Here is a 14,086-nt window from a genome sequence, read left to right as displayed (position 1 = left end):
ATGGCTGCCCACGTACCCACCATGCTGGCAATGATCATTGTCAGCTCCCTCATGATGGCGGCCTCGATGGCCGTGGTGGGCTGGGGCCGCCGGCGCGACGGCCTGGCGCGCTGGGCCGGGGCGCTCCTGGTCAATGCCATCGGGCACAGCCTCATCATGCTGCGCGGCGTGGTGCCCGACGTCCTGTCGGTGGTGGTGGGCAACGTCCTGCTGTCGTGCGTGTTCGTGGGCATGATCGCGGCGATCTACCAGTTCCAGGGGCGGGCGGTGCGCTGGATGCTGCTGTGGGCGCCGCCCGCGCTGGTCGCCGGGGTCGTCATCGTTTTCATCGACAACTTCGCCGCGCGCGTGAGCTTCGTCAGCCTGGTAATCGGCCTGCAGGCCGTGTGGACGCTGGTCTCCGCGCTCGAGCGCCGCCACGCCACGGTGGGGCGCGGGCAGTGGCTGCTGGTGGCGGGGCTGGGCATCGAGGCGGCCGTGCTCGGCGGCCGCGCGCTGCTGGCGCTCAGCAGCCATTCCACCGCCATGAGCATCCTGCAGGGCAGCGTGCTGCAGACGCTCACGTTCATGGGCACCTTCTCGGTGGTGCTCATCAGCACCATGGGCTTCGTCTTCATGGCGCGCGACCGCGCCGATGAAAACAACCGCATCATGGCCGCGGTCGACCCGCTCACCGGCGTGGCCAACCGCCGCTCGCTCATCGCCGCGCTCGACCGCGATGCCTCGCGCGCCGTGCGCACGCGCGAGTCCATCGCACTCATGATGGTGGACATCGACCACTTCAAGCGGGTGAACGACCGCTACGGCCACCCCGCCGGCGACCAGGTGCTGTGCCATGTGGTCAACGTGCTGCAGGCCCGCGTGCGCGCGCAAGACCTGGTGGGCCGCTACGGCGGCGAAGAGTTCATGGTGCTGCTGCCCGACACCACCCTGCTGGGCGCCGAGCAGCTGGCGCGCGAGCTGTGCCGCGAGGTGGCGGACTCGCGCTGCCGCATCCGCGCAGCCGACGGCACCGAGGCGAGCGATGGGGTGAGCATCGCCGTCACCGTGAGCATCGGCGTGTTCGGCGGGCGGCTCGATCCCGGCGACAGCTGGGACATGCTGATCGCCGCCGCCGACCGCGCGCTCTATGAGGCCAAGGAAAAAGGGCGCAACCGCGTCGAGGTGGCCACGTCGCTGCGCCGCCCGGCGGACCCGGGCCCGCGCAGCAGCCCCGACACCCAGCCCGCCTCGCGGTACTGAAGGGCTCCTGGTTCCCGGCGGGCGCTGCCGCCTGCGCGCTCCCGCCTGCGCGGTGCCGCATGGCGGGGCAGTCCAGGGACATGCCTTTGCGCCATGGCGCCCGCGCGGGTGTTGTGTTGGAATGGTGGTTTTGGTCCACGAGACCCATCCCACCTTCGAGGAGAGCCGCCCATGAACGCCCGCATTCCCGCCCACGCACTGCAACCGGACCTGGCCCTGGAACGGGTGAGCCAGGCGTGGGACAACGACATCGTCCGCCAGCTGACCGACTACATCGCCATCCCTGCCAAGTCGCCCATGTTCTCGCCCGACTGGGCCGAGCAGGGCCTGCTCGATGCCGTGGTGCGCAACGCCGCCGCGTGGGTCGAGTCGCAGAAGGTCGCAGGCCTCACGCTCGAAGTCGTACGCCTCCCAGGCCGCACCCCCGTGCTGTTCTTCGAGATCGAATCCACCCAGGCCGGCGCCACCGACACCGTGCTGATGTACGGCCACCTCGACAAGCAGCCCGAATTCAGCGGCTGGCGCAACGACCTGGGCCCCTGGACGCCCAAGTACGAGGACGGCAAGCTCTACGGCCGCGGCGGCGCCGACGACGGCTACGCGGTCTACGCCAGCATCGCGGCCGTGCAGGAACTCAAGCGCCAGAACGTGCCCCACCCGCGCATCGTCGGCCTGATCGAGACCTGCGAGGAAAGCGGCTCGCGCGACCTGCTGCCCTACATCGATGCGCTCAAGTCCCGCATGGGCAACGTCGCGCTGGTGGTGTGCCTGGACTCGGGTGCGGGCAACTACGACCAGCTGTGGCTCACCACCAGCCTGCGCGGCATGGCCACCGGCACGCTCAAGGTCGAGATCCTGACCGAAGGCATCCACTCCGGCGACGCCTCGGGCCTGGTGCCCTCGTCGTTCCGCATCATGCGGCAGGTGCTCGACCGGCTGGAAGACAGCGCCACCGGCCGCCTGCTGCCGCACAGCTTTCATTGCGAAGTGCCTGCCGACCGCCTGGCCCAGGCCCGCGCCACGGCCGCCATCCTGGGTGAAGAGGTGTACAAGCGCTTCCCCTGGGCGCACTACGACTGCGGCGGCGCCACCACCTTTGCGCTGCCCACCACCACCGACCCGTTGCAGGCACTGCTCAAGCGCACCTGGGAGCCCACGCTCAGCGTGACCGGCGCCGAGGGCTTCCCCGCGCTGCAGGACGCCGGCAACGTGCTGCGCCCCTACACCGCGTTCAAGCTCAGCCTGCGCCTGCCGCCCCTGGTGGATGCCGGCCAGGCCGTGCAGGAGCTCAAAGCCCTGCTCGAAGACAACGCGCCCTACCAGGCCAAGGTCACCTTCCAGGGCACCAGCGGCGCCACCGGCTGGAACGCGCCCAGCGCCACGCCGTGGTTCGAGCAGGCGCTCAACGACGCATCGCAGGCCCACTTCGGCGCGCCCTGCGGCCACATCGGCCAGGGCGGCACCATCCCGCTCATGAACATGCTCAGCGAAGGCTTTCCCACCGCGCAGATGATGGTCTGCGGCGTGCTGGGCCCCAAGAGCAATGCGCACGGCCCCAACGAGTTCCTGCACGTGCCCTATGCCAAGAAGCTCACCGCCGCCGTGGCACAGGTGATCGCGGCATTGCCGGTGGCGTCGGCCTGATACCGGCCTACCCGCGCGCCTTCGATCCCATAAACCCCGCTCACGCCGAGCCGCCCCAGCGCCGCGCAGGCCTTGTCCGGGGTGCGCACGGGTGGGCGGATGGAAGAAGGGCACATCCCGGTGCGCTGCCGCGTCCGCGCCTGTCCCCGCCCCCACCCTGCTCCTGCCTGTTTTTATTGCCCCCTCATCGCTGCTCCCCTATGTCCGAACTCGCCGTCTCGACCCTGCGCACCTTCACCGCCGCCGATGGCGAAAACCTGGCCATGCAGGACTGGGCCCTGGCACCCGGCGAACCCTGCCGCGGCACGGTGCTGCTGGTGCACGGCCTGGGTGAGCATGTGGGCCGCTACGACCCTGTCGCGCGCCGGCTCAACAGCTGGGGCTTTGCCGTGCGCGGCTACGACCAGTACGGCCACGGCGAGTCCGGTGGGCCGCGCGGCGGGCTGACCAGCGACATGCGCCTGCTGGCCGACCTGGCCGACATGGTGGACGCCACCCGCGCCCGCATGCCGGCAGGCCAGCCGCTGGTGCTGCTGGGCCACAGCATGGGCGGGCTGGTCGCGTCGCGTTTCGTGTCGCTGAACCTGCGGCCGGTGGATGCGCTGGTGCTGTCGTCGCCCGCGCTGGACGCAGGGCTCGGCCCCGTGCAGAAGCTGCTGCTGGCCACGCTGCCGCGCCTGGCACCCAACCTTCGCGTGGGCAACGGGCTCGATGCGCAGTACCTCTCGCACGACCCGGCCGTGGTGGCCGCCTACCTGGCCGACCCGCTGTGCCATGACCGCATCAGCGCACGCCTGGCGCGCTTCATCGCCCAAGGCGGCCCGGCCACCGTGGCCTGCGCGGCGCACTGGACGGTGCCCACGCTGCTGATCTGGGCTGGCGCTGACAAGCTCGTCAACCCCGCCGGCAGCCGCGCCCTTGCCGCCGCGGCACCCGCGGCCGTGGTGCAGTCGCACTGCTTCGAGCCGCTGTACCACGAGCTGTTCAATGAATGCCCCGAGCTGGCCGAGCCCGTGTTCGAACGGCTGCAGCGGTGGCTGGTGGCGCGGCACCCCGCGGCGGCCTGAGGCCGCCGCGCCAGCACTGCGGGTGGGCGCCGCGTCACTGCCTGCGGTGGAGCCGGTGCCAGGCCACCGTGCCGTAAACCCCTGCTGCATAAAGACACACCAGCACGACCATCACGTACAAACCGCCGCTGAGGCAGGCGTCCAGGCTGTCCATGACATCGGCCCAGGCCACGCCGCCATCGTCATCGTGCAGCAAGAGGTCGTTCCACACCCAAAGCGCCTTGGACAGCAGAAAGTAAGCCAGCATCAATGCCGCCGCGATACGGCTGCGCCAATGGATGCCCGCCGTGAGGCCCGCAGGGATCAACACCTCCAGCAGCAAGGGCCAGCTGAAAGGCACACCGTTCGTGCCCATGGCCGCGCCTGCAGTGACGGAGATGGTGAGGACGGTGGTCAGCAGCCCGGTGGCCGCCGCCGCACGGATGCAGCGCTGCGCCCTTCGCAAGGCCGGTGACGCTGGCGCTGGCTGCGCGGACTGCTGTGGCGGTGGGTGGGACGTTGCCGGCGCAGGCAGGTCAAAACCACCCGTTGTCATGGAGCACGACCTTCTTGTAGTAGTCGCGGTTGGCCATCATGCCGAACAGTGCAGCCCAGGCTCCGGTGTAGTGCACACCTTTGAGAACATGCCCGAACCCGGCCAGCGTGATGATCAACTCCAGCAGCAAAATGCCTGCAAATGCCATTCCCCAGTAAGCCAGCCCGCGCTTCCACATGCCCTTGGCGGCGTAGTAGAACGGGCCGAAGATGGCTGCCAGCAAATTGAAGTTGCAGGCCATGCGCTCGCGAAAGTTCAGTTCCTTGAGCTTGGGCATCTTCACGCCCCCTGCGCGTTCGATCAACGCGAAACGCTTTTGCCAGGCCTCCGACAACTCCACCGTGTCGGTGGCGCTGGCCGGGGCTGCGGGTTGGAAAGACGGCGTGCCGGTGTGGTCGGCGTTGGGTTGGCTCATGCTGAAAATCCCTCTCGTTGGTGTTGTGACGCGACGCGGCTGCGCAGTGGCAGAGACGGCGGCACAAGATGCTAAGCGCACCACCTTGGGGAGGGCTGTGAGAACTTCTCTGAGCTGTGAAGAAAGGTAACCTTGCGCACCGGCACACACAGACGCACAGCGGCCCACATGCCGGGGAACCCTGCAGCGCTTGTTCAGTCAGCGCTACGTGCTTCTATTTTTTGTAGCAAACCGCCCAGCATGCCGAACAGATCGTTGGCATTGCCAAACCCGCCTTGCGGTGCCTGGCCTTGGGGGCTCAACTGATCCACCAGGCCTGGCAGCACCTGGGCCAGTTGCCCGGCTGCGGCGCCGGAGCCCACACCCAGCTGCGCCGCAATCTGCGATAGCGGGCCGCTGCCCAGCACCTGCGACAGCTGATCGCCCGAGATCGCCTGGTTGGGCCCCGAGCCCAGCCACGACGCAATCACATTGCCCAGCCCCGCCTGCTGGAATTTGGCCATCAGGCCCGGCAGGCCACCCACCGGGCCGTCGTTGCTGATGAGGGACATCACCGCCTGGATGAGCTGCGGGTTCTGCGCCGCCAGGCTGATGAGCCCGCCCAGCCCACCGGCTGCACCGCCGTGGCTGGCGGCATTGGCGCTGCCCTGCGACGCGTTGTTGATGACGGCACCCAAAACGGAATCGAGCAAGCCCATGGCGATCTCCTGCGCAAGACAACAAAAGGCAGATGTTACGCAGTCGGGGGCACCCCCTGTGTCAACAAAGGTGAATTCAGCGCTCCATGGCCCTGCATTGCTGGCTGCGCCGCGCCCTGGCTTCGACAGGCTCAGCCCGAACGGATGGGAGGGATCGCCGCCGTGCGCCCAACCTGCCGATACTGGCGCGGCCCCAGGCCAGTGCCGCCGCGCAAGGGCCGCCCCGCCGCGCTGGCGGCGTCCCCCTTGGGGGAAGCGGCGAAGCCGCTCAGGGGGGCTACCTTTTCTGGCGCTTTTCCAGCAGCGGCTCGCTCACGCCCTGCACGCCCACCAGGCCCAGCACCGTCACCAGCGAGGTCTGCGCGCCCTTCCAGGCATCGGTCAGATCAATCCACTCCGACAGCGCATGAAAGCCGCCCGTCTTGCCTCCACCGCCGATCACGATGGCCGGGATGCCCAGCGACATCGGCACGTTGGCGTCGGTGCTCGCACCGCCCAGCACCGTGGTGCGGCCGAACGCGGTGTTGGCGCGCACGGCGGCCTCCACGATCACCGAGTCCGCCGCCGTGCGGCCGCCGGGCCGGTCGCCGATGAGCTTGGTCGATGCCGACAGCGTGTTCACGCTCCAGCGCGCGTTCTCTTCCGCCACGGCGGCGTCGATGGCCGACAGCACCTGCTTTTCGGTGGCCAGCAGCGGCGCCATCTCGTCGGAGCGGATGTCCACCGCCATGCGCGCATCGGGCGCAATGGTGTTCACCGACGTGCCGCCGCCCACCGTGCCCACGGTGAAGGTGGTCTTGGGTGTGGCGGGCGTGCGGATCTCGGCGATCTTGGCGATCGCGCGGCCCATGCCGTGAATGGCACTGGGCACCTGGCCGAAGGCCGCGTAGCTGTGGCCGCCCGGGCCCTTGAAGGTGACCTCGTGGCGGTGGCTGCCGGTGCCCAGCACCAGCACCGTGCCGTCGGGCGCGGGCTCCAGCGCCACCATGCCGTCGATGTCCAGGTGCTCCTTGAACAGGTGCTTCATGCCGCGCAGGTTGCCCAGCTCTTCCTCGCCCACATTGCCGACGAACACCAGGTCGCCCACGGTGGCGACCTTCTGGTCGTTCAGCACCTTGAGCCACGACAACAGCACGGCCAGGCCGCGCGTGTTGTCCGAGATGCCGGGCGCGTACAGCTTGCCGTCACGCTCCTTGACCTTCACGTCGGTGCCGGCCGGGAACACCGTGTCCAGGTGCGCCGAGATCACGAGCTTGGGGCCGTGGCCCGTGCCCTTGCGGATGCCCACCACGTTGCCTTCGGCGTCGATGGCGGCACTCGTCAGGCCCAGGGCCTTCAGGCGCGCGAGGAACGCCTCGGCGCGCTTTTGCTCCTTGAACGGCGGCGCCTCGATCTCGGTCAGCATCTTGAGGTCGTCGGTCGCACGGTCATGGTCGGCCTTGACGGCGTCTAGCAGGCGTGCGACCTGCGGCGCGGCCATGAGCTGGGTGTAGGCCTTGTCCACCGCCGGGCGCAGCGTGGTGGGCGTGGGCGCCACGGCGCCCTGGGCATGGGCGGCCACGGGGCCGAGCATCGCGGCAGCGGCCAGGGCCACGGCGCCAGCCAAAGGAGTGAAGCGAAGGGTGCGGGCAGGGTTCTTCATGGTCAGACAAAAGAGGGCGAGACAAGGGATGCAGGCCAGCATGGCTCCCTCGATGAAGCCCGTGACGCAGCACAAAATGCCATGCAATTGTTGGACCGATTCACACCCGCCGGTTCTGCTTTATTCTGCCGAGCCGGCAGTTTTTCTTACACCTCATCGCATGCGCCACCACATCCCCAGCACCCGTGCCCTGCTCGTCTTCGATGCGGTGGCACGCCACCACGGCGTGAGCAAGGCCGCCGAAGAACTGTGCATCACCCACAGCGCCGTCAGCCAGCAGCTGCGCCTGCTCGAAGGGCAGCTCGGCCTTCAGCTGGTGCAACGCGGCGCGCGCGGCTCCACGCTCACCGACGTGGGCCGCCGCTACCACGCGCAGATCGTGGGCGACCTGCTGCGCCTGCAGAACCACACGCTCGAAGCCATGGCCCAGCGGCCCGACGGCGCGCGGCTGCTGGTGGGCTGCGTGCCCGTGTTCGCCGAGCGCTGGCTGCTGCCGCGCCTGCCCACCTTCCTGACCGCGCACAAGGCCTGCAGCCTGCACCTGCAGGTCTACCCTACGCACACCTACATGCAGGAGGTCCCCTTCGACGTGGCCGTGCAGTACAGCGATGCGGCCTGGCCCGGCGCGCAGCCCGTGCCGCTGATGAGCGAGGTCTGCGTGGCGGTGTGCGCACCCGCGTCGCGCCACCGCCGCGCCATGGAGCGCAAGGACTTCCGCGCCGTGCCGCTGCTGCAGCTGAGCTCGCGGCTGGGCGCGTGGGACGCATGGTTCAGCCGCGCCGGCATCACCCGCGTGCCTGCGCACAGCCTGGGCGGCCACCGCTTCGATCTGTTCTCCATGCTGGTCGAGGCCGTGCGCGCCGACCTGGGTGTGGGCCTGGTGCCGCGCTACTTCGTGGAGCGCGAGCTGCAGTCGGGCGAACTGGTCCTGGCCCACCCGCATCACGACAGCGACGCGCGCGGCTACAGCCTGTTCGTCGCGCCCGACCGGCGGGAGGACGCGGCCGTCGATGCCTTCGTGCAGTGGCTCATGGCCGCGGTGCAGGACCAGGGCCCGACCGGATAGCGCTCTGCCGCTGCACCGCCAGCCATGCGAGGGCCAAACTCGCGATGGCCGTGGTGTGACGGGGAGTGGGCGGGCCGTCCGCAGGCTACGTGGGGCGGATAACCAAAGGCCGTGGAAATAGGCTCAGCCCCTCAGCGTGTCAATGATTGCCAGTTTGAACCTGCTTTGCTTTGCTGTATTGCAGCTTGCAGATGATGGTGGCAACTATTAATTATGAGAGTCTGACGCAAGGTAAGCTCGCATCTCGCTCAATCAATCGTTTTCGCCCCCATGCTAAAGGCCTCGGGCCTCGCGAATAGTCAGCCACTTCGGCGATCTTCGCTCAACAGCGGGTATCCGATATTTCATCAGATCAATTCAAGTTGGTATTTCATGCTTAAAACGAGCGCGCTTCTTGCCCCCAAGCTAAGCACGGCTGAGTATGTGTCCCTGACCAGCCGCATGGGCCTTTTCGTCATCGTCGCAATCCTGGGGGTCGCATGGCTAATTTTCAGCGCCTGATCGCGTCGTTCATTCTGTTCTTGGCCTCCTCGGCCTTCGCTGACGGTACGGTGCCCGTGCATTCGGCATGGACCATCGGATTCGGAATTGGACAGCTTGTCACGGGTGCAAGCGTGGGTGAGGTTTGCGCCAACTTCGGATCTGCAGCGACCGCAAACACGGGCGGCGCGATTGCTCACGTCATTACCAGCACCAGTCAGGATACTCTGACCACTGGCAGGTGCTTCTACGATCAGGTGTACTACGGCAGCATCCTCCAATCCGCCGCTATATCGACGCAGCGAACACTGTCCTGTCCCGCTAACAGCGTGCTTCAAGGCGAAACCTGCACCTGTGCCGCTGGCTACAACGCATTGGATGACCAGTGCAGGCCTAAGAATCCCTGTCCTGCAGGCCAGCATGAAGAGGGCGGCGTTTGTGTTCCAAACGATTGCCAGGCCGATGAAATCCGCGTCGACGGGCAGTGCGTCAAGAAACCGGAATGCGAGCCGGGAGATACTGACGATGGCAGTTGCACTCCACCGGCTAATCCACCGCCGCCTGAGTCACCGCCTCCTACAGAGCCGCCGCCACCAGTGCCTCCCATGCCGCCGGAGCCTCCGTCTCCCCCCACTCCGCCTGATAACGGCCCGAACCGTCCAAGCGGTCCAAATAATCCAGACAATTGCAGCAAGAGCGGTACCAGTGTTGGCGCACCCATCATGCCGGCCATTGCGGCCAAGGTGCGGACAGAAACCGATTGGGCCACTAACAAGCCTACGGGCTTGCACTTCACCCGCTACTACCTGAGTTCCTGGGGACTGACGACCTCATCCCATTTCTCCACAATGGGCAAGGCTTGGAGGCACAACCACGACATCGAGTTGTCACAGCACGCCACCGCTACCGGGACAACCGTTCGTATCCTTGCAGGTGACGGGCATGTGCGTTCGTTCGCCCGCACCGCAGGCTCAAGCACCTGGACTCCTAGGGCACACAACGATCAACTGACCCTGGATTCATCGGGAAAGTGGACCTACCGCCGTGCCGACACAGACACCACACTCGTGTTCGATGCCACCGGCAAGCTGCTGTCCACCACTGCACGCAATGGCTGGAAAACGGACTATGCCTACGATACGGCCGGGCGCTTGACCACCGTGACCGATTGGCTGGGCCAGGTGCTGGCGTTCTCCTACAGCAGCAGTGGCCAACTGGTGTCTGTGGCGGCGCCCGACGGCCAAGTCATCGCATTGGGCTACGACGATGGCCGCCTCAAACAGGTCACCTACCCAGACAGCACATCACGTGTGTTCTTGTACGAGAACGCCAGCTTTCCGCACGCACTGACGGGCATCCAGGACGAGAACGGCGAGCGCTGGGGCACCTTTGCCTACGATGCGCAGGGCCGTGCAATCAGCACTGAGCTGGCTGGCGGAGTACAGCGCTATCAGGTCGCGTATCCAACCACCGGTACCAGTCCCGTCTCGGTCACCGACCCGCTGAGCGCCATTCGCAGCTTTGTTTACGGCACACGCTCCGGCAAACTGGCCGTGCTGGGCGCAAGCAGCCCCGACCCACTGGGTCAGCCCGATGCAGCAAGCCGCGTGCAGAACACGCTGGGTTTGATCGAGTCAGAAACCGATTTTAGGGGCAACAGCACTGTCACGAGTTGGGATACCAACCGTCGCGTCCCTGTGAGCCAGGTGGAGGCCACAGGAACTGCTCAGCAACGCACCGTGGCTACCACATGGCATCCCCAATGGAATCTACCGACCAGAACCACCGAGCAAGGCCGCAGGACTGACTACACCTACGACAGCCAAGGTAACTTACTCACCTTGACCGTCGAGGGCACTGCCAGCCGGACCTGGAGTTGGACATACAACGCCCAGGCGCTGGTTGCCACCAGCACCACGCCCACTGGAGCAGTTACCAGCTACCTGTACGACACTGCTGGCAATCTCACCAGCCGCACGAGTCCTCTGGGGCATACAGAAAGCTATACCTACGATGTAGCTGGCCGCATGTTGAGCCATACATCGGCCAGTGGTTTGTTGACCGAGTACACCTACGACGCTCGCGGGCGCATGCTCACTTTGCAGCGCGACGGGCTTGGCGCGACATACACCTACCGCGCCAGCGGCCAACTGGCCAGCATTGCTGTTAGCAGCGGCTACACCATCGCTTATCAGTACGACGCGGCTCAACGCCTGACGGGCTGGAGCGACAACCGGGACGCCTCAGGCACCTACGTGCTGGACGCCATGGGCAACCGCACTTCTGAAGTGGTGCGCAATGCCCAGGGCCAAACCGCGTGGACGCTGGCCCGCAGCATCAACAGCCTGAACCGCGCGCAAACCACTACGGTGGGGCCTCAGGCCGCCACCACGTACGGTTACGACGCGAATGGCGACCTGACCAGCACCACCAACGGCTTGGGAGAGTCGACACAGTACGGACTGGATGCCCTGCGCCGCGTGCAAGCCATCGCTGATGCGCAAAGCGCCACCGCCAGCCTGACGTACGACGCCTTGGACAGCGTCACCCAGGCCAGCGACTTCAAGGGCGTGGCCACCCACTATGAACGCAACGAAGTGGGCACTGCCAAGACAGAAACCAGCGCTGATTCGGGGACACAAGTTATTCAGTACGACGGACTGGATCTGCCCGGCAGCATCACCAACGCTCTGGGTGGTGTGACCAATATCGTGCGAGATAGCGTGGGCCGCCCCATCCGTATCATCTACAGCACCGCCCTCCACGCTCCCAGCCAAGACAGCCAGACCACCACCCTGCGCTACGACCTGCCGGGCAACGACTACAACCAGAGCGGCCAGCCCAACGCCAGCAAGGGATCGCTGAGCGAGATCGTGGACGCCAGCGGCACCACCAGCTACCAGCGTGATTGGCACGGCCGCATCGTGCGCAAAACCCAGCAACTGAAGAACGGCCACACCAGCACCGTGGGCTACAGCTACGCCCCGAGCGGCCTGCTGGCCAGCATCACCTATCCCGATGGCAAGGTACTGCAGCACCAGTACGACAGCACAGGTCTGCTCACAGGGCTGGTATGGAACAACCAGCCACTGGTCAGCGGCATCACCTGGAACCCGCTGGGCCAGCCCACCGGCTGGACCTGGAACCTGCAAGGCAGCCAGGGCAGCACCAGCCTGAGCGTGGCGCGCAGCTACAACACCGCAGGCCAGCTTACGAACAGCGAGATCGCCAGCTACCAGTACAACGCGGCGGGCCGCATCCAGAGCCTCACACAAAACCTGTGGGCCCCGACCAGCGCCAACCCGCTAGATCAGACAGTGCAAGAGTCCCCCGTGACTTGGAACGTGCAATACAGCAGCACGGGCCGCATCACGGGCTTTACCCGCCAAGCCATTGCCGGAGCTGGGGCGGACAGCACCACGTACCAATACGACGCCAACGGCAACCGCACGGGCAGCACCAGCCAACAGACCCTGGCGGGCAAGCCCACGGTCACCAGCCGCAGCTACAGCACCAGCGCAAGCGACAACCGGCTGCTGGGCTTTGCGCAAACCCAAAGTGCCACCGACCCAGCCACCGGCCAGGTCAGCACCGCCAACACCAGCGTGGCCTACAACTACGACGCGGCGGGCAACCAGCAGGGAGACGGCCTTCACGGCTACCAGTACGACAGCGAAGGCCGGCTGGAGCGGGTGACCCTGGGCACTGGGGCGGGAGCGTCGAGCGTGCAGTACGCGCACAGCGCATTGGGGCTGCGCGTGTTCAAGACCGACGTGCTGGCAGGCGCGAGCACCAGCACCAGCCAGGGCAGCACGAACACCACCACGACCAAAGCCGATCAGCCTCGGATCACCCTGCTGGGTGACGACGGCGAAGAGCAATCCGCAACCGGCCTCAAGTCCACGGGTCTGTTGCAGGACCTGCAGAACTTCTGGCTGCGCCTGTGGAGCCCGCAGACCGACAGCACCCAGGCCCAGGGCCGGGCGTTCGTGTACGCGGAAGACGGCAGCCTGCTGGGCGAATACCCCATGGAGGCCAACCCGACGACGGCACCGACAAAGGGAGCGCAGCACATCTGGCTGCCCACGGCCAACGGCCCGATGCCGATTGCGGTGGTGGGTGAAGGCCGGCAGTACGCAGTGCATGCGGACCACCTGAACACCCCGCGGCGCCTGACGCAGGAAGACGGCAAGGTGGCGTGGCAGTGGGCATACAGCGCGTTTGGAGAAGATGCGCCGACGACGGCGTCCACGCGGTTCACGAGCGAAACAACGAGCCCGAACACGGGGTCAACGGCGGTTCCGCTGGTGCAGTACAACCTGCGGTATCCGGGGCAGTACTTTGACGAGGAGAGTGGGCTGCATTACAACCACTTCCGCAGCTATGACCCGAAGAACGGCGGGCGGTATACGCAGGCTGATCCTATCGGGCTGGAGGGTGGGTGGAATCGGTTCTCCTACGTGGGCGAAAATTCGCTCTTGGCGATTGACCCACATGGTCTAGCTACCCTTACGTTAACCGGCGGCGGTAGCGCGGTAATTCTCGGTGGCGGGGAGGGGAGTTTTGGATTTTACATAAGCACAAAACCAAATGATATTGGAATTGTTGTGTCGGGAGGCATGGGTGTAGGTGCAAATGTAGGCTTAAGTGCTCAAATTGGATATATTCCTGGTGCATTATCCAATGTCTCTGGAAAAACGCAGAATACAAACTTATCTTGTGGTGTTGGAAGTGGGACGTGGATGACCGATCCAAATACAGGAAACTTTGCTGGCTTGACCCTGGGGCCAGCAGGTAGGCTTGGCGCCTCTATGACACATGCGCAAACAGAAACTTGGGGGCTTCGAGGACTTCTCGATCGATTGTTTGACAGGATGGGTGGACTTAAATGAATACTTCACCTCGAAAAATATTTGCGTGCGGAATGGTTCTATTTATATTGGTAGGAATTGCAATAGGAATTGCAGCTGCAGAAATTAAAATTTATTCGCTGAAGTGGATATTTTTGGCATGGATTGTCATTGGCTCGTTTTGCCTGCTTAAAATTCGATGCCCAAAATGTAAAACTCCTGTCGCGTATCAAGGGAGATTGGGAAAGATGTCAATATACGCAGGTTTTGTTCGGAAGAAATGCTTGAATTGCGGACATGATCTTACTGAATAAAGAATTTAGTGCGTAGAGCATGCGAAATATCTGAGCGCGCCCAGGCGCTTTACTTAGTAAGGCGGCTTATATGCCGGGCTTGGAAGTACGGCGTACACGTGATCGACGTCACAAAAAATGTCCCAACGAGCCA

9 protein-coding genes are annotated in these 14,086 nt (G+C 65.4%); 5 read left to right on the top strand and 4 right to left on the bottom strand.

Annotated features, from left to right (window positions below):
* The 3 genes from ACSQ3N_RS26150 (at position 1) to ACSQ3N_RS26140 (ending at position 3,953) form a co-directional block, all read left to right on the top strand.
* On the top strand, positions 1–1,242 hold the full coding sequence (locus ACSQ3N_RS26150) for a GGDEF domain-containing protein (RefSeq protein ID WP_436147883.1): 1,242 nt from the start codon (positions 1–3) through the stop codon (positions 1,240–1,242).
* Between the two features lie 171 nt (positions 1,243–1,413).
* Positions 1,414–2,886 (top strand): M20 family metallopeptidase, encoded by a 1,473-nt coding sequence (locus tag ACSQ3N_RS26145; RefSeq protein WP_396506330.1) that lies wholly within the window; start codon positions 1,414–1,416, stop codon positions 2,884–2,886.
* 200 nt (positions 2,887–3,086) lie between these two features.
* Positions 3,087–3,953 (top strand): lysophospholipase, encoded by an 867-nt coding sequence (locus ACSQ3N_RS26140; RefSeq protein ID WP_436147882.1) that lies wholly within the window; start codon positions 3,087–3,089, stop codon positions 3,951–3,953.
* 34 nt (positions 3,954–3,987) lie between these two features.
* On the opposite strand, the gene ACSQ3N_RS26135 is transcribed toward ACSQ3N_RS26140, so the two are convergent.
* From ACSQ3N_RS26135 to ACSQ3N_RS26120, 4 genes are all read right to left on the bottom strand, one after another.
* Positions 3,988–4,488, bottom strand: coding sequence for a hypothetical protein (locus ACSQ3N_RS26135; RefSeq protein ID WP_436147881.1), 501 nt, complete (start codon positions 4,486–4,488; stop codon positions 3,988–3,990).
* Complete coding sequence (locus ACSQ3N_RS26130) at positions 4,469–4,903, bottom strand: DUF2628 domain-containing protein (RefSeq protein ID WP_396506336.1); 435 nt, start codon at positions 4,901–4,903, stop codon at positions 4,469–4,471. Before ACSQ3N_RS26130 ends, ACSQ3N_RS26135 begins: the two co-directional genes overlap by 20 nt.
* A 194-nt stretch (positions 4,904–5,097) precedes the next feature.
* Entirely contained in the window at positions 5,098–5,601 is a 504-nt protein-coding gene (locus ACSQ3N_RS26125; RefSeq protein ID WP_436147880.1) for a YidB family protein, read from the bottom strand.
* A 277-nt stretch (positions 5,602–5,878) separates the two neighbouring features.
* On the bottom strand, positions 5,879–7,243 hold the full coding sequence (locus ACSQ3N_RS26120; RefSeq protein WP_436147879.1) for a M20/M25/M40 family metallo-hydrolase: 1,365 nt from the start codon (positions 7,241–7,243) through the stop codon (positions 5,879–5,881).
* A 160-nt stretch (positions 7,244–7,403) separates the two neighbouring features.
* On the opposite strand from ACSQ3N_RS26120, the gene ACSQ3N_RS26115 reads away from it, so the two are divergent.
* Positions 7,404–8,309: a LysR family transcriptional regulator gene (locus ACSQ3N_RS26115; RefSeq protein WP_436147878.1), complete on the top strand. Its 906-nt coding sequence runs from the start codon at positions 7,404–7,406 to the stop codon at positions 8,307–8,309.
* Between the two features lie 1,202 nt (positions 8,310–9,511).
* Positions 9,512–13,681 (top strand): RHS repeat-associated core domain-containing protein, encoded by a 4,170-nt coding sequence (locus ACSQ3N_RS26110; protein ID WP_436147877.1) that lies wholly within the window; start codon positions 9,512–9,514, stop codon positions 13,679–13,681.
* Positions 13,682–14,086: the final 405 nt, after the last annotated feature.

The organism is Acidovorax sp. LjRoot194 (genome assembly GCF_964253015.1).
Lineage (GTDB): Bacteria > Pseudomonadota > Gammaproteobacteria > Burkholderiales > Burkholderiaceae_C > Acidovorax.
This window is presented reverse-complemented; position numbering and strand designations above follow the sequence as displayed.

Bases quoted from the DNA above. Each gene is read 5' to 3' on its own strand.
- ACSQ3N_RS26150 (WP_436147883.1), top strand. From the start codon at position 1: ATGGCTGCCCACGTACCCACCATGCTGGCAATGATCATTGTCAGCTCC.
- ACSQ3N_RS26145 (WP_396506330.1), top strand. From the start codon at position 1,414: ATGAACGCCCGCATTCCCGCCCACGCACTGCAACCGGACCTGGCCCTG.
- ACSQ3N_RS26140 (WP_436147882.1), top strand. From the start codon at position 3,087: ATGTCCGAACTCGCCGTCTCGACCCTGCGCACCTTCACCGCCGCCGAT.
- ACSQ3N_RS26135 (WP_436147881.1), bottom strand. From the start codon at position 4,488: ATGACAACGGGTGGTTTTGACCTGCCTGCGCCGGCAACGTCCCACCCA.
- ACSQ3N_RS26130 (WP_396506336.1), bottom strand. From the start codon at position 4,903: ATGAGCCAACCCAACGCCGACCACACCGGCACGCCGTCTTTCCAACCC.
- ACSQ3N_RS26125 (WP_436147880.1), bottom strand. From the start codon at position 5,601: ATGGGCTTGCTCGATTCCGTTTTGGGTGCCGTCATCAACAACGCGTCG.
- ACSQ3N_RS26120 (WP_436147879.1), bottom strand. From the start codon at position 7,243: ATGAAGAACCCTGCCCGCACCCTTCGCTTCACTCCTTTGGCTGGCGCC.
- ACSQ3N_RS26115 (WP_436147878.1), top strand. From the start codon at position 7,404: ATGCGCCACCACATCCCCAGCACCCGTGCCCTGCTCGTCTTCGATGCG.
- ACSQ3N_RS26110 (WP_436147877.1), top strand. From the start codon at position 9,512: ATGCCGGCCATTGCGGCCAAGGTGCGGACAGAAACCGATTGGGCCACT.